The sequence below is a fragment of the Paenibacillus sp. FSL H3-0329 genome (genome assembly GCF_037963285.1).
Classification (GTDB): domain Bacteria; phylum Bacillota; class Bacilli; order Paenibacillales; family Paenibacillaceae; genus Paenibacillus_AQ; species Paenibacillus_AQ odorifer.
Map to the genome: position 1 here is coordinate 1,968,830 of NZ_CP150150.1, position 23,539 is coordinate 1,992,368.

Here is a 23,539-nt window from a genome sequence, read left to right on the forward strand (position 1 = left end):
AATATCGAGGATCTATCTCACCGTTGATTTAGAACTGGTGTTAGACTGAGGATGAAATAGAGCTGTCTCATAAGCCGGGAATTGGCTGCTGGGATAGCTCTTCTTTTTGGACTTTTCGCTATTGGACACAGCTGACCTTAAACGCAGCATTATTCCACATTTGGAATGTTAACGGACTCCACAGCAGCTATTGCGCTAAAAAACAGCTTTCATGAGGCTCTTTTCATGGAATAGCATCACTGGAGTCCATAACTATGCTCTAAAGGCTAAAAACTTGCAAATAACGTCATCTGTGTCCGACAGCCTCAGGGAATTTTGATTCAACGGGTGCAGGCAGCAATGTAAGGACTCTTTCTGCTGGATGGTATCTTGCTGAGAAAGTAAAAAGTTTTTCAAGCTGTTCAGATTGTGATACGATGAGGAAATGAACTGTTCATTTATTAAAATATAAGGTATAAGTTACATACTTACTTTATCCTTATGTTACTACGAGAAACGGTTGTTATCTCTAAAGGACGACAACGTTATTTTTTCTTGTGATTTTGTGAATCTACCATATCCCTAAGGGTTTAAAAGGAGGATGCGAACGATGAGTGCGATAGATCTTATTTTGGATAAAGCCCTGCGGGGCGACCGTCTCCAATTGGAAGATACCATCCGACTATTCGAGAGCAACGAAATTGAGAAAATGGGTGCTGCTGCAAACACTATTATGGAACGCTGGCACCCGGACCCGTTAGCCACATTTGTAATTGGCCGTAATATTAACTATACGAATGTATGTGATGTGTACTGCCGTTTTTGCGCTTTTTACCGCAGACCAGGCTCGGATGAAGGCTATGTGCTGCCAGATGAGGCGATTTATCAAAAAATTGCTGAAACAATTGCTGTTAATGGTACAGAAATTCTTATGCAAGGTGGAACTAATCCTAACCTTCCATTTAGCTACTATACAGATATACTGCGCGGAATTAAGCAACGGTTCCCTGAGATTACAATGCACTCCTTCTCTCCTGCGGAGATTATGAAGATGAAAGAAGTATCAGGATTACCACTGGAACAAGTGGTTCGTGAAATTCATGCTGCGGGTCTGGATTCATTGCCAGGCGGAGGCGCAGAAATTCTTGATGACCGTACACGCCGCAAAATCAGCCGACTAAAAGGCTCGTGGCGCGAGTGGATGGATGTAATGCAGACGGCACATAAAGTGGGTATGAATACCACAGCGACAATGGTGATTGGGCTTGGGGAAAGTATGGAGGAACGTGCTTTGCACTTACTACGTGTGCGTGAGGCTCAGGATGAGTGTATTGCCAACAAATATGATTCTGAAGGTTTCTTGGCCTTTATCTCATGGACATTCCAGCCGGACAATACCAACCTGAAGCTGGACAGACAAACGCCTGAGGAGTATCTGAAGACGGTGGCGATCAGTCGCCTTGTGCTGGATAATATTAAGAACTTCCAATCTTCATGGGTCACTATGGGACCAGAGGTCGGCAAGCTCTCCTTGCAATATGGCTGCAACGATTTCGGCAGCACAATGATTGAAGAGAACGTAGTATCTTCGGCGGGTGCGACTTACAAGGTAAACATCGAGTCGATTACTCAGCTGATTCGCGAAGCAGGCAAAGTTCCAGCGCAGCGGAATACACGTTATGATATTCTGCGGGTGTTCGATGATCCTAATGCGAAGATTGATAATGATTTTGTAATGCAGAACTAATATATATTAATTAATCAACGCTTGATGCTTGTTAATCCTTCAGTGGACTAATGAGCATCAAGCGTTTTTTTGTAAGGTTAGGATTACGATCATTAGCAAGCCTCATTGCAGAACACATCTGAATCTTCGCTTGTTATATCATCCGTTAGGCGTATGGACCCAGCGGACCTAATTCGTAAATTCAGCGTCTTTTGAGCAGGTGTTCGACCCCAGCGACGGTATCCTTGAAAAGAGCCTCATATAGGCTGGTTTTTAGCGCAATAGCGACTGTGTGGTCCGATAGCATGGGGGATATCGGAAAATGTGGCGTATAAGAGCATTAGTGTCCATAGAGCTGAGGTATACGAACATTATGAACTAAGGTTAACTACACAAACTAAGGTTGGTGTGGAGTACGCCTTTTTAAACGAAACTTTATATAAATGTGAACATAAATTCATTTTTTATTTCTTTTTACCTATTCACATTATTTTCCAAAAGTGATATCATAATCATATCAAAAGAATATCTATTGGGGGTGCTTTTATGAAAGAGAAAACGCTTCGTCCTGTCAGTGGATTTTGGGTTCTCGCCTTAATTGCAGTTTGTTTAGCTGGGGGAATTTATGGTGCAGTTCAAGAGTATGTCGCAGTGCCAGTCATTCTGTTCGTTGTAGCTGGGGTATTATGTACAAGTGTTACGGTTGTGCAGCCCAATAAGTCGGTCGTAGTTACCTTTTTCGGGCAATATGTAGGGACTATCGTGACAAGTGGCTTGTTTGCAGTCATTCCGTTCAGTTTGCGCAAGACGGTTTCCCTCCGCGTGCGTAACTTTAACAGTGTCAAGCTGAAGGTTAATGATGTGGAAGGGAATCCGATTGAAATTGCTGCAGTTATCGTATTTAAGGTAATTAACTCTGCAAAAGCGCTTTTTGATGTAGATAAATATATGGCGTTTGTGGAAATCCAAAGTGAAACAGCGCTGCGTCATGTAGCCAGTAAATACCCGTATGATAACTTCAATGAATCGGGCATGTCCCTGCGGGCTAATGCAGATGAGATTGCTAAAGAATTGGCAACCGAGCTGCAAGAACGTTTGTCGATATCTGGTGTGGAGGTCATTGAAGCGCGGCTTACACACTTGGCTTATTCCACAGAAATTGCCAGTACAATGTTGCAACGTCAGCAAGCATCTGCAATTCTGTCCGCTCGTCAAATCATTGTTGAAGGCGCCGTAGGCATGGTCGATATGGCGATTAAACAGCTTAAAGAAAGCGGCGTAGTTGAGCTTGATGAGGAACGCAAAGCGGCGATGATCAATAATCTGATGGTTGCGATCGTGTCGGAGCGCGGAGCGAGTCCGGTCATTAACGCCGGCTCGTTGTACTAAGGCGGTGCATCATGGCGGCCAAGAAAAGCTTTCCACTGCGGATCGATCCGGATCTGCATGAGGCGCTGGAACGATGGGCGGGAGAGGAATTTCGCAGCGTAAACGGACATATCGAATACTTGTTGCGTGAGTCTTTGAAACGTGCAGGCCGCTTACCTGAAAAAAAACGGCGAGAGGAATAACCACAAAAGGACTGTTTCGGCATCCATGTATTGGCTGCCAGAACAGTCCTTATGTGTGTCTTCTGCCTGAGTTTCTATCATTTTGGACCCTTTTCTGACTTGACTGTCAGAGAGGACAGATTTATAATTACTCCATAATTCACGTTAACAGCATTGACGAAGATATGAGTTGATTGTTCTGGACCGTTCAGAGAGAGGAAACTTAGGCTGAAATTTCCTCCGGCATCCTGCTTTCGATTTACCCCTTTGTAGCTGCCGTTTTGAACTCCCTGCAATGGGATAGTAAGAACTGCCGGTTCATGGTCGTTACTCCATGCTTACGAAGGATTCTATCTTCACTCCGCTTGAGGTTTCAAGGGAGGCTAGAGAGAATCGAATTTGGGTGGAACCACGGGTGTAATCGCTCGTCCCTTTGCGGGACGGGCGTTTTTTTGTGTGCGTGGATATTATTGTTCCGCAAAGGTTAAAGGGCCGTTAGGCTTAATTATATGAAGGAGGAATTAGCAATGTCAGTAAGTATTAAGCTTCCGGACGGTTCTGTCCGTGAATACGCAGAGGGTAGCAGTATTGATGATGTAGCAGCTTCTATTAGCAGTGGCCTGCGCAAAAATGCAGCAGCGGGGAAAATGAACGGTATCGTTGTAGATTTATCTACTCCCCTTGAAGAGGGCGCACTGGTAGAGATCGTAACTTTGGATTCACCTGAAGGTCTGGAGGTTATGCGTCACAGTACAGCTCACTTGATGGCTCAAGCGGTTAGACGTTTGTTCGGAACAAAAGAAGTTAAGCTTGGTGTAGGTCCGGTCATTGAAGATGGCTTCTACTACGATATGGATCTGGAACATCCTCTAAATCCTGAAGATTTGCTCAAAATCGAAAAGGAAATGGACCGCATAATTTCGGAGAACCTGCCGATCGTGCGCAAAGAAGTTAGCCGCAAGGAAGCACTTGAAATTTTCGGTGAGCTAGGTGATCCTTACAAGCTGGAATTGATCGAGGCATTGCCTGAAGATAGCGTGATTTCTATCTATGAACAAGGTGAATTCTTCGATCTATGCCGCGGACCGCATGTGCCGTCGACTGCCAAGATCAAAGTCTTTAAATTGATGAATGTAGCTGGTGCTTACTGGCGTGGCGACAGCAAGAATAAGATGCTTCAACGCGTATACGGCACAGCTTGGATTAAAAAAGCTCAGCTTGATGAGCATCTTCGCCTGCTTGAAGAAGCGAAGAAACGCGACCACCGGAAGCTTGGTAAAGAGCTTGAAATCTTTACATTTAATCAATTGGTAGGACAAGGCTTGCCAATCTGGTTGCCTAAGGGTGCCAAATTGCGCAGTATTCTGGAGCGTTATATCGTAGATCTGGAAGCAAGTCTTGGCTATCAGCATGTATACACACCAGTTCTGGGTAATGTTGAACTGTACAAAACTTCAGGACACTGGGAGCACTATCAAGAGGATATGTTCCCTAAGATGACTATCGACAATGAAGAATTTGTTCTTCGTCCAATGAACTGCCCGCATCACATGATGATTTATAAGAGCTCGATGCACAGCTACCGTGATCTGCCGATCCGTATTGCTGAGCTTGGTATCCAGCACCGTTATGAAATGTCAGGCGCATTGACTGGATTACACCGTGTACGTTCGATGACTCTTAATGACTCCCATATTTTCTGCCGTCTGGACCAAATTAAAGGCGAGTTCATTCGTGTAATCGAATTGATTAAACAGGTATACAGTGACTTTGGTATTAATGACTACCGTTTCCGGTTGTCCTATCGTGATCCTAAGGATACAGAGAAATATTATGCGAATGACGAAATGTGGGAAACTGCACAGCGGATGTTGCGTGAGGTAGTAGAGGAAGCAGGACTGCCGTTCTACGAAGCAGAAGGCGAAGCTGCATTCTATGGTCCTAAACTTGATGTGCAAATTAAAACTGTATTAGGTAAAGAAGAGACTCTGTCTACTGTACAAATCGACTTCTTGCTGCCTGAACGTTTTGAACTGGAATATATCGGTGATGATGGTCAAAAACACCGTCCAGTCGTTCTGCACCGCGGAATCTTGGGTACTATGGAACGTTTCGTTGCCTTCCTGTTAGAGAACTTTGCGGGCTCGCTGCCGCTTTGGTTATCTCCACAGCAGGTTAAAGTAATTCCTGTATCGACAGCGTTCGACGATTATGCCAAGGAAGTTACAGACAAGCTGCGTCGCCGTGGTATCTCTGCTGAGGCAGATCTCCGCAATGAGAAGCTGGGTTATAAGATCCGCGAAGCTCAGCTTGAGAAACTGCCATACATGTTCGTAGTTGGCGAGAATGAGATGAACGCTCAGACGGTCTCCATCCGTAAACGCGGGGAAGGCGACATTGGAGCTAAGCCGCTTCAAGAAGTGATTGAGCTCTTGTCTCAGGAAATTGCTGATCGTGTGATTTCCTAATTTCTTGTAATTAACAACACCAAAATTACGTCTAAATAAGACCTCTGTTATATGCCCATGAGGATCAACTTCTGATCTTCATGTATAAAATTTTGTGAATCGGGAAACCTTCGCTAATAAGGGGGAGGTTTATCACATGAACAAAATGGGCATATTTCAGAGGTTTTGGTGTCTTTTTGTCACCATCGTTTTGCTATTGACCGCTGCTGGAATCATTCCAGAATCTAAGCAACAGGCAGTAGGGGCCATTGGGACAGGAGACACTTTACAGCACACGGGTATTAACAAAACGCTATCGAACGAGTTGCAATATACCAAAGCTAATTCTGTGTTTATGAGAACCACAGATGATAAGGTCGTTCTTGCGACTGGCCGCGCCACACTAATGTCAAACGAGGCGCATTCCGTCGCACCTGTATTACCTGCAACAACAAAAAATAAACCAGCAGCGACAAAGGCACCGCAGAGCACCAAAGCTCCAACCACTAAAACAAATGGTGGCAGCGGATCCTCAAAACAGTTACCAAATTCTATTCCTGTAGCCGCTCCTGCGGAAGACCAGATTATTACTTCAATGAAAGTAATGGCGACTGGCTATACTGCGGGTTATGAATCTACAGGTAAAACATCTAAGCATCCCGAATATGGAATCACCTATTCAGGTGTAAAAGTGCGCAGAGATAAGAATACAGTCTCAACCATTGCTGCTGACCCTAAGGTTTTGCCGCTGGGTAGTATTCTTTATATACCGGGCTATGGATACGCCATAGTTGCTGATACGGGCTCGGCTATTAAAGGGCGGAAGATTGATCTGTATTTTGCTACTACGAAACAGGTGTATAAGGAATGGGGCAAAAAATCGGTTGTAGTTCAACTCATTAAGCGTGGTAACGGGACTTGCACGGAAGTCATGCTGAAGAAGCTGAGCCAAGCGATTGAGACTTACAAAGCAGTGCCGCAATCCCTGCTCGAAGAATCCATTTAATGGGATTGAACTTATTTTCACTTGGTCATGCATAATAGTGACATCACCTTGCCATAATACGGACTGGGGCAAAGCAATTGCCTCTTCCGAGATGTTCTCTTAGTAAGCATATTCTATGCTGCATAAGAGAAAAGGAGGTGAATTCCGTGGCCAATAACAAGAAATCTAAAGTACAAGAAAATTACAAAACACCAAATGAAAAATACAATGCTGAGTTTGCTGTTGAGAATGACGGCGCTACTAAGCAAAGTGGAAATACTTCTAAACCAGCTCAGAAACCGCAACAATAATGCGCTAACTGAAGCAGAAGACTGCTGAAAAAAAGAGACTGTCCAAATCAGTTAATTACTGAGGGACAGTCTTTTTTCATATATAATGAAGTAAATAGAATTTTATCCCATTCATCTCAGTCTAGAGACTGAGGGGAAGTTCCTTCTCTCGCCGCTGTTTCTCAGCACTTCATTCCTGTAGACTAAGGCTATAAGATTGAAGAAGAGAGCGTTCCACTACTTTAAAGGGGAAATGAGTCATGAAAAGAAGGTTCACCAGCCAGGTTTTAGGCGGCCTGATCCTGATAGGGATTGGAGCTATGTTTCTACTGAGACAATTGGGTTACACTGATTTCAGCTTAGGTTACCTGATTTCGAATTATTGGCCGGTTATCTTGATCCTAATGGGAATGAAACGGCTTTTAGGTACAGGGGAGGAGCAATCAAAAGGTTCTTCACCTATCGGCGGCTTTTTCTTTCTGGCGATCGGAGTGTTTTTCCTTGGACGGAATTTAGATTGGTTTGATATTTCGGCCGGGGATTTTTTCAAAATGTTCATTCCAGTCATGTTGATTGGCGGCGGACTTTATGTGATTTTTAAACCACGCGGTTCAGTACCACCTGTGCCACCAGCTCCACCGTCACCACCAGATCACTTTCCTTCAGGAAAAAGCTCACTAGATGTGGAGCCGCCCAAACCGCTGGATTCCACACTTGATGAACAATTTGAGCAAAAATTCGGCAAGGCTTCTGGTCAACGCGACTGGAAGGACTATCTTCAAAAAGATGAAGAAGACGATGAGGACGAAACAGGATCTTATAAGTCCGGCGCTGAAGCACGTTGGCAAGAGAAGCAGGAACGACACGAGCGCAGACGTCAGGAACGTCATGAGCGTCATGCTCGTAGACATGGTGAATGGCATGAGGAATTCCATGAATCAAATAATCAAAAGGAATCGACCAATCGCTCTGCTTTTATCGGAGATGTCCACATGGGGCGCGAGCATTTCCAACTGAAGAACACGAATATCTCGCAGTTTATCGGCGATACCGTACTGGATCTGACGAATGCACAAATTGCTTATGGCGAAACGAGGATTAATATTTCCGCTTTTATAGGCGACATTAAAGTGTACATTCCGAATGATATGGATCTTGGCATCTCGGTGAACAGCAGTTCTTTTATCGGGGATATGGAAGTTCTGGATCAGTCTCGCAGTGGGTTTATGAGCAGTGTACAGTGCAAGACTCCTTATTATAAAGAAGCAGGCAAAAAAGTCCGTATAAATGTAAGTGCATTTATAGGTGACATTAAAGTTAAAACGGTGGGTTAGATGGGGACAATCTTCAGTAATACCAAATGGTTGCTGTTGTTTTACTTTTTGCTCACTGGAGCGGTAAGCGCTGGATTGATGTATGCAGGCACTTGCCTTGGTTATATCGAAGTGAAGGATTATCGGATGTGGCTGTACTTATGTCTCGGGATTGTGTTGTTCACTGTAGTTATCGGCTACATGGCAGGCCAGCGGATTCAGCGCCGGATTGATCATCTGGATCTGAATATGCTGCAGGTAGCCAAAGGAAATCTGTCCGTACGGATGCCAGAAAGTGACGATCAGTCTTTTGCCCGAGTGTATCACGAGTTTAATGTCATGATGGATACGGTTGAGAATAAGATGCAGCTTCTACAGCGATTGGGTGAACAAGAGGTTATTGAGAAGGAACAGGCAGCGGAGAGTGCGGTGTTGGAGGAAAGAAGGCGTATGGCCCGGGATCTGCATGATACGGTGAGCCAACAGCTTTTTGCCATCCATATGTCCGCTTCTTCGCTGCCTAAAGTTCTGAAGGTCAATGAAGCTCAAGGTCAAATGGTCATGGACCAGTTGATTACAATGTCTCAGATGGCACAAAAACAAATGAGAGCATTAATTGCACAACTGCGTCCAGTGGAGCTGGAAGGTCGAAATCTGTTCGAGGCGCTGGAAAAATGGTTTCCCGATTATTGTCGCCAGAATGGCTTAAAAGGAATGAAGGAGCTCGAACTTCAGGGCGAGTTATCGGAAGCGATCGAACATCAGCTGTTCCTAATTATTCAAGAGGCGATGGCGAATATTGTGAAGCATGCTGAAGCTAGACTGGTCAGCCTATCACTGCGTGAAGGATCAAGACAAGTTGTGCTGAGTATTAGTGATGACGGTCAAGGTTTTGAACATGTGCAGCAAAAACAAGGCTCCTACGGTCTCACCACCATGCGCGAACGCGCGGAGAAACTGGGTGGGCAAGTGGAGATTATTAGCCGCAAGGGTGCGGGAACGACGATCCGTGTACATATTCCTAAGTTTGTTCAAGGGAACCCAGAATTAGAGCAGAATAGATCGTTAGGAACAGATACACAGGACGAGGAGGAGTAGAGCATGAGTGTCATAAAAGTGTTGCTCGTAGATGATCATGATATGGTACGGATGGGCCTCAAAACTTATCTAATGCTGGAGCCTACATTCGAGGTCATCGGTGAGGCGGCGAATGGACAAGAGGCGCTGGAGATGCTGCGTGCTGGTGGACATGAAGGTCTGCCTGACCTCGTGCTGATGGATTTGATGATGCCTGTGATGAATGGTGCCGAGACCACAAGAGCAGTGCTGGCTGAATTTCCTGGCCTCAAAATCGTGATCCTCACCAGCTTTCTGGAGGATGATCTTGTTGTAGATGCTATAGAGGCTGGTGCTGTCAGCTACGTGCTCAAAACAGTGTCGGCAGAAGAGTTAATCTACGCACTACAAGGGGCTTACCGCGGCATGCCCGTCATGACGGGTGATGTGTCACAGGCGCTGACCCGTGGTATACGCCAGCGCACCGTGCAAGGTGATTCCTCCGGTTTAACAGAGCGTGAGAAGGAAGTCCTGCTGCTTATAGCTGAGGGCAAGACCAATAAGGATATCGGTGAGGAGCTACATATCAGCATCAAGACAGTGAAGACGCATGTCAGCAATCTGTTGATGAAATGCGAGCTTGATGACCGTACCCAGTTGGCTATTTACGCTCATCGAAAGGGCTGGGCTCAGGGGTAGGACTTGTAGACTAAGGTGCATTACTATTTGAAATGGTTTTAGAAGCTCGGGCCGCGACCTTTTTCGCGCCCGAGCTTCTTTTTTCTGCTTCCCTGTATAATCTCCTCCCATTTGCCTATATCTTTTATCTGCGCTTAAATTGTTTTTAATGTGACCTTAAGGTTTAAAGTACAAAATAAGAACATGAAAACAAATTAATCCTTGTCACGGCGACAGGAAGCAGGAGGAAAGATAAACATGGACGATAACAAAAACAACTTCAATCGCGACAATGGACCAGCACCAGATCGGGAATGGGACAATAATAACAATAGCAGCAATAATAATACTTCATCTGAAACAGGATCATCATCCTACTACTATTCTTACGGACCTTTTAAATCTTTGAACAAAGATGAGAATAACGCTGACGGAGGCGCGCAGCACTACAATCGGATGGAGCCAGAACGGGTCGAGGTTACACCTCCACAGCCTGTAAAGCCCTTACCATATAACACATCACTTCGTACCACTGGCTATGATGGCAATGGTGGTGGCCGCGGAGGAAATGGCGGTGGCGGTTCTGAAGGTGGCGGCGGCTGGCAATATAATAAAAAACCAAAAAGCTCGTTAAAAACAGTGCTGGTATCATTCCTAGCCGGTATGGTCGTTCTCTCGGGCTCAATGTATATGGCAGACAGAGGTAACTGGTTTACGGGAGATACAGCTACAACGGTTGCTACTAGCTCCGGAACGAATGGAACGGCGAAGACAACGGGCGAGAGTGCAGGTGTTGCGCCTTCTACTTCTACTACATCCTTGGTGACTGGATCTCGTGATGTGACAGGTGTTGTTGATGCAGTGGGACCAGCAGTCGTTAAGATTGAGACATTAGTGAAAACTAATTCGCGTAATGGAAGCTCATCCAGCCCGAATCTGAGTGATCCCTTCTCACAATTTTTCTTCGGGGATCAATACAGTGGAAATGGTTCTTCACAAAATGAACAGGATTCCAAATCAGGATCGGATTCTTCATCACAGCTTATCCCTTATGGAATTGGAACAGGCTTCATTTATGAGAAATCCGGCTATATTTTGACCAACCAGCACGTAATTGACAATGCTGATGTAATCCAAGTAACCGTCGATGGCGTAACCAAGCCTTATGAAGCGAAGCTGCTAGGTTCTAGCAAAGATCTGGATTTGGCTGTGCTTAAAATTGAAGGAGATAGTGATTTCCCTACCGTAGCACTTGGAGATTCGGATAGCATAAAGGTAGGTTCAGAAGTGGTTGCTATCGGTAACCCACAAGGCTTCGACCATACTGTAACTTCCGGTGTTCTTAGTGCAAAAGGACGCAGTATTGATATTAACGAAGAAGATGGCAGTGGAACACGTAATTACAAAAATCTGCTGCAAACCGACGCTTCTATCAACCCGGGTAACTCAGGGGGTCCGTTGCTTAACATGAACGGACAGGTAATCGGGATGAACGTAGCCGTCAGCACGGATTCTCAAGGTATTGGTTTCGCAATCGCTGTGAATACGATTAAAGAAGTCGTAGATAAACTGGAAGCCAACCAAGCCATTCCGAAAGAGCCGGTACCTTTCATTGGTGCAACTCTTATGACGATTACAGATGAGGTTGCTAAGCAAATGGGTACGGATATTAAAGAAGGTTCTGTGGTTGCAGATATTATCTATAAATCCCCAGCGTATACCGCTGACCTGCGCCCTTACGATATCATTACCGGTGCGAATGGAACGAAGTATGCAACCAACCAAGATCTGATTACCTTCATTCAAACGTTAAAAGTTGGAGACAAAGTAACATTAAATGTTGTGCGCGATGGTAAAACCATGGATCTTTCAGTTACCATCGGTAACAAAAATGATTTTGATACAACGACTACACAACAAAGTCAGCAGCAATAATACCGGACGGTAAGTCACACGGAAGGGGCGACCCTTCCGTTTTTGTCTAATTGTGATGTAAACTGCTACAATATATAAAAAGAACTGAACAATGGGGGCTGCTTGATGCGACCGAATATTCTAATTATTGATGATGACGAAAAGATTATTTCTATGCTGCGTAGAGGTTTAGCTTTTGAAGGTTACGATGTGAAAACAGCGGTGAATGGAGCGGATGGATTACGGGCAATCTTGAGCAGTGATCCGGATGTGGTAATTTTGGATGTAATGATGCCTCAGGTGGATGGCTTTGAAGTATGTCGCCGCTTGCGGGAAGGGGGCAGTAATGTTCCTGTTCTCATGCTTACCGCGAAGGATGAAATTGAGCACCGTGTGAAAGGGCTTGATCTGGGCGCGGACGATTATCTGGTTAAACCTTTTGCCTTGGAAGAACTGCTTGCACGTGTACGTGCGCTGCTTCGGCGTAAGAGTGAGCAAAGTGAAGGTGGGGAGCAAGCGGTTTCTTATGAAGATATTACGCTGGATGTGGATTCACGTGAGGTTACCCGTGCCGGTAAAAGACTGGAGTTAACAGCGAAGGAGTTTGAGCTGCTTCATCTTTTTATGCAAAATCCGAAACGTGTGCTTTCACGGGATCTGATCATGGATAAAATATGGGGTTATGATTATAGCGGTGAATCTAATGTGCTTGAGGTATACATAGCTATGCTACGTCAAAAGACGGAGGAGCATGGCGGTAAACGCCTCATTCAAACGATCCGGGGTGCCGGTTACATTCTAAGAGGTGACAACTAACATGTCTATAAGATTGCGGCTGACTGCTTGGTATTCAGGGATTTTGGCCGTTATGCTGCTGGCCTTATCAGCCGCAATTTACGGTTTTGTTTATTTTAATACTTATGGGGACTTGAAGAATCGCCTCCAGGTGCAAGCTGAGCAGACCATTCCATTTTTCAGTATCAATTTATACAGCGGTGAACTAATGATGGATGGGGTCAGAACTCCTGAGAATTCTAATACGTATACACAGATCTATGTTTATGATACTAAGGTTATGCAGCGAACGACAAACATGAGAAATGGTAATCTTGCATTTGATTATCCCGAGCGGGATAAAATTGTACAGGGATTTCGTAATGTTGTAATTGAAGGCAATCAATTTCTGATTTATGAACGGCCAATTCTATTGGAAAATTATAAAAAAAATCCTGCTGCTGTGTTACAAGTGGCTACCTATGTAGGTGAACAGAATAAGCTCTTGGAGCGTTTAAAAACTATCCTGCTCGTAGGTTCTTTTGCTACCCTGATCGCGGCATTTACCTTCGGCTTGTTCCTAGCGCGCAAATCCATGAGTCCAATCGGCAAAGTAATTGAAGCTGCGAATGGGATTCAGACGGGGAATGATTTAAGCTCGCGTATTGAATACGATGGGCCGCCAGACGAGATAGGAAGACTTATTGAGACCGTTAACAGTATGCTTGGGCGTATGGAAGGATTCTACACAGAGCTGGAGGATTCGTATGCGGCTCAGCGCCGTTTCGTTTCAGATGCTTCACACGAGCTTCGGACACCGCTCACTACGATTCGCGGAAATATTGATCTGCTGCAAAAGGTTTGGGAGATGGAACCCGGAGAAGGGAAGATGAGTGAAGCTGAGATTCGCCAGCTATCGCTTGAATCGGTGCAGGATATCGCAGACGAGTCTAAGCGTATGAGCCGCTTGGTAGCGGATATGCTCTCGCTCGCGCGTGCGGATACTGGACGTACTTTTGATATAGAGCCCGTGGCACTGGAACCGATGATGAATGAGATTGCGCGCCGCGCCTCTTTCCTGCCGCGTCAAGCCGAGTGGGTTACAGGTGATATGTCAGTCTTAAATGGCAAATATATAGTTGGGAATAAAGATTATCTACAGCAAATGCTCTTTATTTTTATTGATAATGCCTTTAAGTACACGCCTTCTGGCATCGTGAGTTTGGATACCCTTTTCTATCAGAATCAGGTTGGTATTCGGATCACTGATACAGGTATTGGTATGGATAAAGATGAGGTTCCATATATCTTCGATCGTTTCTATCGTGCGGATGAATCGCGTGGAATTACGGAAGGGATTGGGCTTGGTCTATCCATTGCTAAGTGGATTATTGACGAGCATGGTGGGTCTGTGGAGGTTGTTACACGCCAAGGTGAGGGTACTACTTTTGTCATCTGGTTGCCGCTTCTCTTTGCTCCGCCGCTGGAATAGGGTATAATTTAGAAGTGTCCTATTACAGAGGTCAATGAAAGCAGAAAGCTGGTGAACTCATGGAAGTCATTAAAATCTCTCCCCGGGGATATTGTTACGGAGTTGTCGATGCAATGGTTATGGCACGGCAGGCTGCGCAAAATCTCGATCTTCCCCGGCCGATTTATATACTGGGTATGATTGTTCATAACAGTCATGTCACGAATTCGTTCGAAGATGATGGCATTATTACTTTGGACGGACATAATCGTCTGGATATTCTGGATAAAGTGGATAGTGGGACTGTTATATTCACTGCACACGGGGTTTCTCCTGAGGTGCGCAAGATGGCAAGGGACAAGGGTCTGACTACGGTCGACGCAACCTGTCCTGATGTCACGAAGACCCACGATCTTATTCAGGAAAAAGTAGATGATGGTTATGAGGTCATTTATATCGGCAAAAAAGGCCATCCGGAACCAGAGGGTGCTGTGGGTATTGCCCCTGAGCATGTGCATCTGATTGAAAAAGAAGATGAGATTGCTACGTTATCCATCCCTTCTTCACGTATCGTCATTACGAATCAGACTACTATGAGCCAGTGGGATATTAAGCATATCATGAAAAAGCTTCTGGAGACCTTCCCAGGTGCTGAAGTGCATAATGAGATATGTATGGCTACCCAGGTACGTCAAGAGGCTGTAGCGGAACAAGCAGGGCAATGTGATCTGGTGATTGTTGTCGGTGATCCGCGAAGCAACAACTCTAATCGTCTGGCACAGGTGTCGGAAGAAATCGCTGGGGTTCCTGCCCATCGTATTTCTGATGTGTCTGAACTCCAAACAGAATGGTTAGAGGGTGTGAATATCGTCGGGGTCACTTCTGGCGCATCCACACCTACACCTATCACCAAAGAAGTGATTAACTACTTAGATCAGTATGATTCGGCTAATCCGGAGACGTGGGAGATTAAACGTACTGTGAATATGGCGAAGCTGCTGCCACCGGTTAAGAATAAGAGTGCAAGTACTACTTAATGTAATGGGCTAGGCTCGAACTTATATATTATGAACGCTGCAACAAGAGCGCTTAACTTCGTCAGTCGAGGTTAAGTGCTCTTTTTTATCGAAAGAACGCTTCCAGCATAGGAATCTAGAATATAGATTGACTATAATCGCTTTTTGAGGTAGAATTGCTTTAGTGATTAAAAGCATAAAAGCTTAAAAGCGAACACGCGTCGTAGCGCGATAGTATCTAGCGGAATTATTATAAATTTTAAGTGTAGAGAGGGAGTTATAAATATGATCGTCATTACATCAAATCAAACACCGGAAGAGCAGGTTAAAGATATAATTGCCGTAATCGAAAAAGAAGGTTTGCAGGTGCATCTCTCCAGAGGAGCAGATCACACGGTGATAGGTTTAGTGGGAGGCGTCACTCCTAAGCTCGCCGAGCATTTGCGGCAAATGAAGGGTGTAGAGAACGTCGTGAAGATCTCCAAATCCTACAAGCTGGCCAGCCGGGATTTCCATCCTGAGGATACGATTATTGATATCAAGGGTGTGAAGATTGGTGGAGAAAACCTGGTGATCATGGGCGGACCTTGCGCCGTTGAGTCTCCAGAGCAGATTGATGAGATCGCCCGGCTTGTTAAAGCGTCTGGTGCTCAGGTACTTCGTGGAGGCGCGTTTAAGCCCCGCACAGGACCGTACAGCTTCCAAGGCGTAGGTGTGGAAGGTTTGACTATGATGGCTGAAGCAGGAAAGCGTCATGGCCTGTTGACGATTACAGAGGTTATGACACCGGAGTATGTTGATATCTGTGCGGAGCATGCGGATATTCTGCAGGTGGGTACACGGAATATGCAGAACTTTGATTTGCTGCGCAAGCTGGGTACCTGTGGCAGACCTGTTCTTCTAAAACGTGGCTTCAGTGCGACCTATGATGAGTTGCTCAATGCAGCGGAGTACATTTTGGCAGGCGGTAATAAGGATGTAATGCTCTGTGAGCGCGGTATTCGCACATTTGAGACCTACACTCGTAACACACTGGATCTATCGGCTATTCCAGTTCTACAAAGCTTAAGCCATCTTCCAGTAATCTCTGACCCAAGTCACGGAACCGGTCGTCGTGAGTTAGTTGAGCCTATGGCCAAAGCTTCTGTTGCTGCTGGTGCAAACGGGCTAATTATCGAAATGCACACAGATCCGGACAATTCCATGACAGGTGATGGTGTTCAATCGTTATTCCCTGATCAGTTTGATAACCTGCTTAAAGATCTGGAAAAGCTGGCTCCAATTGTTGGACGTAAGTTTTCTACTTCGCCAGAAACGGTTTCGGCGCTATAAAATTCAATCTAAGAGCTTCCTCGGAAGCCCTCTTAACCCGCGACCTAGTGGGAAAAGAGGGTTTTTTTGGAGTTGAATAAAATAAATGTGACATGAAAATATGCGAAAATAACAGATTTCACGAAAGCGTTAGAATATCTTACATTGCTGAAAGAAATACCTGACATAAGCATTGACGATGTTAGGTATGAGATTTATAATTACGACAGCAAAAAAAATTAAAACAAGAACATTTGCATACTGTGAGCGGCCTAATGTTCGGAACTTGGGGGAGGAAAAATTCATGTCGGTTGAAAAAGTGTTGCAAACAATTAAAGAGAACAATATCGAGTGGGTAGATTTTCGATTCGTAGATTTAGGTGGTCGTGCCCACCACATCTCTCTGCCAGCTTCTGAAGTGGAAGATGAAACTTTTGTAAATGGGGTAGCATTCGACGGTTCTTCCATCAAAGGTTTCCGTGGTATTGAAGAATCAGACATGGTTATGATGCCTGATCCGAATAGTGTGTTCATAGATCCGTTTACAGCTCATCCAACGCTGAACGTGATGTGCGACATTTTCACTCCTGATGGCGAACGTTATGAGCGCGATCCTCGCGGTATTGCTGTGAAAGCAGAAGAATTCCTGCAAAAAAGCGGAGTAGGTACATCTGCATTCTTCGCACCTGAATCAGAATTCTTTATCTTTGACGATGTTCGTTACGAAAGTGGCATGAACAGATCCTCATTCTTCGTAGATTCTGAAGAAGCGGCTTGGAATACGGGTCGTAAAGAAGAGGGCGGCAACTTGGCATTTAAAGTTGGCGTTAAAGGTGGATATGTTCCTGTAGCACCAGTTGACTCCCAACAGGATATCCGTAGTGAGATGTGCCGTCTGCTTGCTGAAGTTGGACTACGCATTGAACGTCATCACCATGAAGTAGCCACTGCAGGTCAAGCGGAAATTAACTTCCGTTTTGATACCTTGAAGAAAACTGCTGATAATCTCATGACTTATAAATATATTGTACAAAACACTGCACGTCAGTATGGCAAGGTAGCAACCTTCATGCCAAAACCGCTGTTTGGTGATAACGGTAGCGGAATGCACGTGCATCAATCGATCTTTGACGGAGATACTCCTTTGTTCTATGAAAAAGGCGCTTATGCTAACCTGAGCGAAATGGCTCTTCATTATATCGGTGGTATTTTGTACCATGCACCAGCATTGATCGCTTTGACTAACCCAAGCACCAACTCCTTTAAGCGTCTGGTTCCTGGCTACGAAGCACCGGTTAACTTGGTTTACTCCAAAGGAAATCGTTCTGCAGCAGTTCGTATCCCAGTAGCAGCTGTGACACCAAAAGGCTGTCGTATCGAATTCCGTACACCGGATTCCACGGCTAACCCTTACTTGGCATTCTCCGCAATGCTGATGGCAGGTCTGGACGGAATCAAGAACAAGATCAACCCGCAAGAACTGGGTTATGGTCCTCTGGATAAGAACATCTATGAATTGTCTGATGCAGATAAAGAAAAAATCCGCAGCGTTCCAGGCAGCCTGAGCGAAGCGCTTGATTCTTTGGAAGCTGATTACGAGTTCCTAACAGAAGGCGACGTATTTACTAAGGACTTCATCGATAACTATATTGCTCTGAAACGTTCTGAAGCACAAGAGGTAGCGATTCGTGTTCATCCACATGAATATGCCCTGTACTTCGATCTATAAGATTCCTGCTATTATAATCTTTATAATAAAAGAAGCTGTCTCAAAAGTAGTGATTCTACTTGGAGGCAGCTTCTTTTTTTGAATTGGGAAAGTAATGGATTTTATTGTACCTTATGAATGTGTGCCACGCATAGTGTTCTAAGCCATGAGTAGTGTTCTATGTTATTGGGGTGGGCGGTAGGTGACTGCTATGTGTGATTTCCGTTCGGCTTGCAGTATATGATTTGTGGTATCTGTGACGCTGGACTATGTACGGTGAGCGATATGCGTTCTGTGTTTATGTGATGTACAAAGTGGATTTAAACTAATTAGGGAAAAACTCCCTAAAAATAGCCGATATTTGCTCTAAATGAACGAAATCAGGGAATTCCTCCCTAATAATCAGGGTGATTTCTTAATTAGTTACTGAATAGGCCAAAATTCAGGGAAGTTTTCCCTAATTATAAGTCCGATGAACAGAAATCTCTGATTTTTAGGGAGAAATTCCCCAATTATTCTATAAGTGCTTCACTTATTGCATCATCCGGAGCAACACTAGGTGCGCCCATAGAATCCATTTGGACATTAAGTAGTGTTAAGAACATAAAAGAGGCTGTCACCAAGCCATAAAATGGCTGCTTGGGACAGCCCCTTTTTGCTATTCGTGTATTCTCCGAGAAAGGCTACACTAGCCCCCGTTCAGGAGCGCCGCAGGACTCTCTAATGATAAGCTCTGGTTCTACGCTGAAAGAACTCGTACCTGATTGGTTGTTTATTAGATCATACAGCATTAGTGCTGCTAGGCGACCGATCTTATCTTTATTTTGGCGGATGGTAGTCAATAGGGGTGTTGTATAATTGCAGGCCTCAATATCATCACAGCCAATAATTGCAACAGTTTCAGGAACAGCGATAGAAGCCTCTTTAAGGGCACGCATCGCCCCTATAGCAAGCTGATCGGACGCCGCGAAGATCGCTCTAGGTAAATTTCCATTCTCAATCATTCTACGCATCGTCTCATACCCACTGGCCTCAAAGAAGTTACTTCCGTTTAAGAACCAATTCTCGTTAATAGGCAGCCCCAAATCTTCAAGAGCTTTGCGATAACCACTTTCGCGCATATTGGAGATGTCTGAATCTGAGGAACTGCCGATGTAGCCAAGCTCTCGATAGCCCAGTAAATAAAAGTGTTCTACCACTTTGGAGGACATTTTGAAATTATCCGACATGATAAAGCCAGAGTTGTCACCCGTTAGTTTTAAATCTACGCCGATACATGGAATTGCACTGTTGTCTAATTCGCTGATAGAGGTTTCTAGCTCCTGTCCGGATAGAAGCACACACCCATCTACATTAAAATGCTGACAACGGGCAAGATAATCGTTAGTATCGCCACTTTGGAATTTTTCATTGGAAAAAAAGATAAGGTCGTAACCTAGTAGTCCCATTTGTTTTTTAAATGAATTTAGCACCTCGATGAAAAAAGGGTGGGTAAAGTCGACATTCAGCATTCCGGCAAAAATCACTCCGATTAGATTGGACGATTTCGTAGCCAATGTTTTAGCTGAATTGGAGGGGGTATATCCAGTTTCTTTTATAATTTGTTGAACCCTTGTCTTGGTATCTTCCGAAATATCACTGTAGTTATTAATGATTTTGGATACTGTCGAAACAGAAACTCCAGCAATTTTCGCTATATCTTTGATGCTGTAGGCCAAATTAAGTCCCCCTTATAGTGAAAAATGTTCCGTAATATATGTTTAAAATCTACTCAAGGCTATTTTTTTATGACTTGAATTTATGATTTACGAAATAGTTTCGTTACTTATTTTATAGTTCAATAAGATTATAGTCAATGGAATGTTTACTCTTAAACTAGGATTATGCTTGATATTAAAGGTTTTTTTGAATGATTGGTTCAAAAAACGTTCAAAAATGAACAATGAAAAAAGACTTTACAAAGACAAATAACGATGCAATAATGAAAATACCGAAACCGCTTTCTGTGATATCATCCTTACTGTTTCGTGATTTTCAGAAATTAGCATGTGGTTTCGTTAAAGGGTCATAACAAATTATCTGGGGGGTAACAAAATGGTAAAGAAGCTTTCTGCGGTATTGTTGAGCTCAGCGCTAGTGCTCTCATTAGCAGCATGTGGAAGCGGCAATAACAACGCGAATGGTGAGGCTACTCCGGGCAGCGGAACAAACAAGCCTGCATCTGGTGATAAGAAAGTGATTAAGATCTTACACTGGAAACAAGAGAATATTAACAAGGTCATTACAGAAATTAATAAAAAGTTTGAAGAAAAATATCCGGAATACAAAGTGGAGTACACAACCACTGGTCCGGATGATGAATTCAAACAAGCACAAAGAGCAAGAATTACAGCTGGTGACGTAGATGTACTTGCCGATCTATCCGGTATGAGATTGTCTCCGAAAGATTGGACACCAGGTGCGAAAGTGCCAGACTGGCAACAATGGATTGATTCCGGACTGATTGCTGATCTGAGCGGCGAAGCTTTCGTTAAAAACTACAATGCGAATGATATTGCTAAAGCCGGCACTTATAAAGATAAAGTGTATGCAATCCCAACCGGTAAAGTAGCGATGTCAGGATTCTTCTATAATAAAGAAATTTTTGAACAAAACGGGCTGACTGTACCTACAACTTGGACAGAGTTCATTAGTGTTCTAGATACATTGAAAGCTAAGAGTATTGTTCCAATCGTAGTGGCTGGTAAGGATGTATGGCCATTGAAATTGCCAGTGTTCGGTTTGCAAGCCAAGATTCTGGGTGGCGGCAACCAACAACAATGGATTGAAGGGGTTTGGAAGGGAACTTCGGCGTTTAACGATGCTGAGGCTGTAGAAGTATTGGAGAAAATGAAGACGCTTCAAGATAACTACATCATCGACGGTTTCTTGGGTATCGACTATGCAACAGCACCTTCGTTTTTCGCAACAGGAAAAGCAGCTATGATTGCTGACGGAACTTGGGATGCTCCTACGATCGCGGCAGCAAATCCAGATGTGAAATTTGGTTACTTCCCAATCCCAGCTACAGAAGATGCTGCTAAGAATAATTCTCTTGTCGGTAAATACGATGTAACTTGGTATGCAGCAGAAAAAGGCCCGAACAAAGAAGGCGCTTTGAAATGGCTGGAATTCTTCTCTGAACCAGAAAACTACACAGAATATGTTAAAGCAGCTGGATTCTTGCCTACACAAGACAATATTGCCACTGAAAGTGACTTTATTGACAAAGAACTTGCTCCATACATGACTGGAGATTTCGAACTTGCTTATGAAATTATGATGATTAACCGTGATAACGTTGGTGAGCACATTGCAGCTGAAGGCGTTCACACTGAATATTTGGCACCAGGCGGCGAGTTTAAAACCGCTAAAGAGCTTGCAGATGTACAACAAAAAGAATGGGAAGCAGCAGCACCTAAATAAGTAGCTATCCCGATAAATAAAAAGAATCTACAACATACTGTACACCAAACATGTTTTACAACTTCGGGGTCTGTTTTGTGCAGGCCCCGATCATTTTATTGAATTAGGATTGGGTAGGTGAGAGAAATGTATCCGTTCGGGAAAGGTATTAAACGATATATACCGCTTCTGCTGCTAATGATTCCATTATCATTGTATGTAATTTTCTATTTTGGCCCATCTATGATGACGGTTATCTATTCATTTACAGATATCACTAACGTTCCTGGAAGCAAGATGAGTTTTGTAGGCCTTGACAATTATTATGATGTATTTTACTCAGGAAATTCAGGCGAGCGTTGGGATTCCATTATACGTACTATTTATTTCATGGTCATTGTAACCATTGTACAGAACGGTGTCGGTCTGCTTATGGCCGTAGTTATCAATCAGAAGCTGAAAGGCGATTATTTCTATCGCGCGGTATTCTTTTTACCGGTTGTGCTTGGTGTAGCGGTAGTTGCACTGGTATGGGGCATGATGTTCGATCCGCTGAGTGGTCCGGTTAACCAACTGTATGATTCTTTGTTCGGTTATAAAGATATGTTCTTTGGAAGCTTCACTCATGCGTTCGGTTATATTATATTTACGCAAATATGGATGTATATGGGTTATTCGATGTTGATTTTCCTTGCGGGACTACAATCCGTACCGAAAGATTTGTATGAGGCTGGATATATAGACGGAACTACGAAGTGGCAATCTTTTAAAAATATCACATTCCCACTTATCGCTCCATCCTTTACGATTAACATTATTTTGTCTATTATCGGTGCGATGTCCACCTTTGATATTATTCTCGCAACTACGGACGGTCGCTTTAACACAAGAACGATGGCATATGACGTTTATAAAGAGACGTTCCGTGGTTCTCTACAGATGGGACTTCCTTCCGCGCTTTCCGTGGTTCAATTCCTTATGATTCTGGTGTTTGTAGTATTTGCAGTGAAACAAATGCGTAAGAGAGAGGTGGAATATTAATGAAGGATTCCAAAACCGCCAAAACTCTCTCTTATATTCTGATTGCAGTGTTGCTTGTTTTGTATATCATGCCGTTGTTATTTGTAATCAATATTTCATTCAAGTCCTTTACAGAATATCTGTTAGATCCTATCGGTCTCGTAAAAAGTATTCAATGGGATAATTATAAAGAAGCTTGGCTACAGGGTAATTTCTCTAATTATTTCTTAAACAGTCTGCTGTATACAGCTGTGGCAACAGTGCTGACCCTAATTGTTTCGTTATTCGGGGCCTTCCCGGTGGCGAGAAATTATGTGAAGTGGAGCGGATTTATTTATTTGTTCTTCTTGATGTCTCAGTTCCTGCCGAATCCAATGGTCGCACAGTTCAAGCTGATGCTTACCATGAAACAGGAGCTAGGATTTGTAGGTTATGACACGAAGCTGGGTTACATTCTCCTTAAAACAGGCGGAACGGGTATCGTGTTCATGATGTTTGTAGGTTACATCAAAGGAATTAGCCGGGAGATGGATGAAGCAGCAGGTATGGATGGCGCTGGATATATGCGTTATTTGTTCCAGATCATCATGCCACTTATGAAACCAGTAATTGCTACAGGTGTTATTCTAACAGCAATTAGTATCTGGAATGACTTCGTGGGGCCGGTCATGTATTTACCGAGTCCAGAAAACTATCCAATCACCTTCGGGCTTAAAGAATTCCGCGGTCAATACGGGAACAACTGGCCTATGTTGGCGTGCGGGATCATGATCGTATCTGCACCGCTTATCATCCTATACACCTTCATTCAAAAGTATATCGTTGACGGTGCATTGGCAGGTGCGGTTAAAGCTTAA

The 23,539-nt window shown here is 44.0% G+C and carries 19 protein-coding genes; 18 read left to right on the forward strand and 1 reads right to left on the reverse strand.

What is annotated here, in order from left to right:
• Nucleotides 1–589: 589 nt before the first annotated feature.
• The 15 genes from mqnC (at nt 590) to glnA (ending at nt 18,239) form a co-directional block, all read left to right on the forward strand.
• Nucleotides 590–1,726: a cyclic dehypoxanthinyl futalosine synthase gene (gene mqnC, locus NSQ66_RS08430; RefSeq protein WP_036684474.1), complete on the forward strand. Its 1,137-nt coding sequence runs from the start codon at nt 590–592 to the stop codon at nt 1,724–1,726.
• Between the two features lie 525 nt (nt 1,727–2,251).
• The gene (locus NSQ66_RS08435; protein WP_036684473.1) at nt 2,252–3,094 is read left to right on the forward strand and encodes an SPFH domain-containing protein; all 843 of its coding nucleotides are present in this window, start codon (nt 2,252–2,254) and stop codon (nt 3,092–3,094) included.
• An 11-nt stretch (nt 3,095–3,105) separates the two neighbouring features.
• Nucleotides 3,106–3,276 carry a toxin-antitoxin system HicB family antitoxin gene (locus NSQ66_RS08440; RefSeq protein WP_036684471.1) on the forward strand — a complete coding sequence of 57 codons (171 nt, stop codon included), beginning with the start codon at nt 3,106–3,108 and terminating at the stop codon, nt 3,274–3,276.
• Nucleotides 3,277–3,782: 506 nt separating this feature from the next.
• Complete coding sequence (gene thrS, locus NSQ66_RS08445) at nt 3,783–5,723, forward strand: threonine--tRNA ligase (protein WP_036684469.1); 1,941 nt, start codon at nt 3,783–3,785, stop codon at nt 5,721–5,723.
• A 136-nt stretch (nt 5,724–5,859) separates the two neighbouring features.
• Nucleotides 5,860–6,708 carry a 3D domain-containing protein gene (locus tag NSQ66_RS08450; RefSeq protein WP_235219506.1) on the forward strand — a complete coding sequence of 283 codons (849 nt, stop codon included), beginning with the start codon at nt 5,860–5,862 and terminating at the stop codon, nt 6,706–6,708.
• Between the two features lie 146 nt (nt 6,709–6,854).
• Nucleotides 6,855–6,998 carry a hypothetical protein gene (locus NSQ66_RS08455; RefSeq protein WP_156113077.1) on the forward strand — a complete coding sequence of 48 codons (144 nt, stop codon included), beginning with the start codon at nt 6,855–6,857 and terminating at the stop codon, nt 6,996–6,998.
• Nucleotides 6,999–7,237: 239 nt separating this feature from the next.
• Entirely contained in the window at nt 7,238–8,311 is a 1,074-nt protein-coding gene (liaF, locus tag NSQ66_RS08460; protein ID WP_036684468.1) for a cell wall-active antibiotics response protein LiaF, read from the forward strand.
• The gene (locus NSQ66_RS08465) at nt 8,312–9,388 is read left to right on the forward strand and encodes a sensor histidine kinase (RefSeq protein WP_036684466.1); all 1,077 of its coding nucleotides are present in this window, start codon (nt 8,312–8,314) and stop codon (nt 9,386–9,388) included. It abuts the gene before it with no gap.
• A gap of 3 nt (nt 9,389–9,391) precedes the next feature.
• Complete coding sequence (locus NSQ66_RS08470) at nt 9,392–10,045, forward strand: response regulator transcription factor (protein ID WP_036684464.1); 654 nt, start codon at nt 9,392–9,394, stop codon at nt 10,043–10,045.
• A 237-nt stretch (nt 10,046–10,282) separates the two neighbouring features.
• On the forward strand, nt 10,283–11,959 hold the full coding sequence (locus tag NSQ66_RS08475) for a trypsin-like peptidase domain-containing protein (protein ID WP_076141383.1): 1,677 nt from the start codon (nt 10,283–10,285) through the stop codon (nt 11,957–11,959).
• A gap of 105 nt (nt 11,960–12,064) precedes the next feature.
• A complete protein-coding gene (locus NSQ66_RS08480; protein WP_036684461.1) occupies nt 12,065–12,754 on the forward strand; it encodes a response regulator transcription factor in 690 nt (229 codons plus the stop codon).
• A 1-nt stretch (nt 12,755) separates the two neighbouring features.
• Nucleotides 12,756–14,204 (forward strand): HAMP domain-containing sensor histidine kinase, encoded by a 1,449-nt coding sequence (locus NSQ66_RS08485; protein WP_076141384.1) that lies wholly within the window; start codon nt 12,756–12,758, stop codon nt 14,202–14,204.
• Between the two features lie 59 nt (nt 14,205–14,263).
• Nucleotides 14,264–15,220, forward strand: a complete 957-nt coding sequence (locus tag NSQ66_RS08490; RefSeq protein WP_036684457.1) for a 4-hydroxy-3-methylbut-2-enyl diphosphate reductase — start codon at nt 14,264–14,266, stop codon at nt 15,218–15,220.
• A 264-nt stretch (nt 15,221–15,484) separates the two neighbouring features.
• A complete protein-coding gene (gene aroF, locus NSQ66_RS08495) occupies nt 15,485–16,531 on the forward strand; it encodes a 3-deoxy-7-phosphoheptulonate synthase (protein ID WP_036684456.1) in 1,047 nt (348 codons plus the stop codon).
• A 283-nt stretch (nt 16,532–16,814) separates the two neighbouring features.
• Nucleotides 16,815–18,239 carry a type I glutamate--ammonia ligase gene (glnA, locus tag NSQ66_RS08500; protein ID WP_036684454.1) on the forward strand — a complete coding sequence of 475 codons (1,425 nt, stop codon included), beginning with the start codon at nt 16,815–16,817 and terminating at the stop codon, nt 18,237–18,239.
• Between the two features lie 662 nt (nt 18,240–18,901).
• Here glnA and NSQ66_RS08505 read toward each other — a convergent pair.
• Nucleotides 18,902–19,936 (reverse strand): LacI family DNA-binding transcriptional regulator, encoded by a 1,035-nt coding sequence (locus NSQ66_RS08505; RefSeq protein WP_076101584.1) that lies wholly within the window; start codon nt 19,934–19,936, stop codon nt 18,902–18,904.
• Between the two features lie 376 nt (nt 19,937–20,312).
• Between NSQ66_RS08505 and NSQ66_RS08510 the strand changes: the two genes are divergently transcribed.
• The 3 genes from NSQ66_RS08510 (at nt 20,313) to NSQ66_RS08520 (ending at nt 23,539) form a co-directional block, all read left to right on the forward strand.
• Nucleotides 20,313–21,683: an extracellular solute-binding protein gene (locus NSQ66_RS08510; RefSeq protein WP_036684451.1), complete on the forward strand. Its 1,371-nt coding sequence runs from the start codon at nt 20,313–20,315 to the stop codon at nt 21,681–21,683.
• A gap of 126 nt (nt 21,684–21,809) precedes the next feature.
• Nucleotides 21,810–22,703: a sugar ABC transporter permease gene (locus NSQ66_RS08515; RefSeq protein ID WP_036684449.1), complete on the forward strand. Its 894-nt coding sequence runs from the start codon at nt 21,810–21,812 to the stop codon at nt 22,701–22,703.
• Nucleotides 22,703–23,539 carry a carbohydrate ABC transporter permease gene (locus NSQ66_RS08520; protein WP_036684447.1) on the forward strand — a complete coding sequence of 279 codons (837 nt, stop codon included), beginning with the start codon at nt 22,703–22,705 and terminating at the stop codon, nt 23,537–23,539. Before NSQ66_RS08515 ends, NSQ66_RS08520 begins: the two co-directional genes overlap by 1 nt.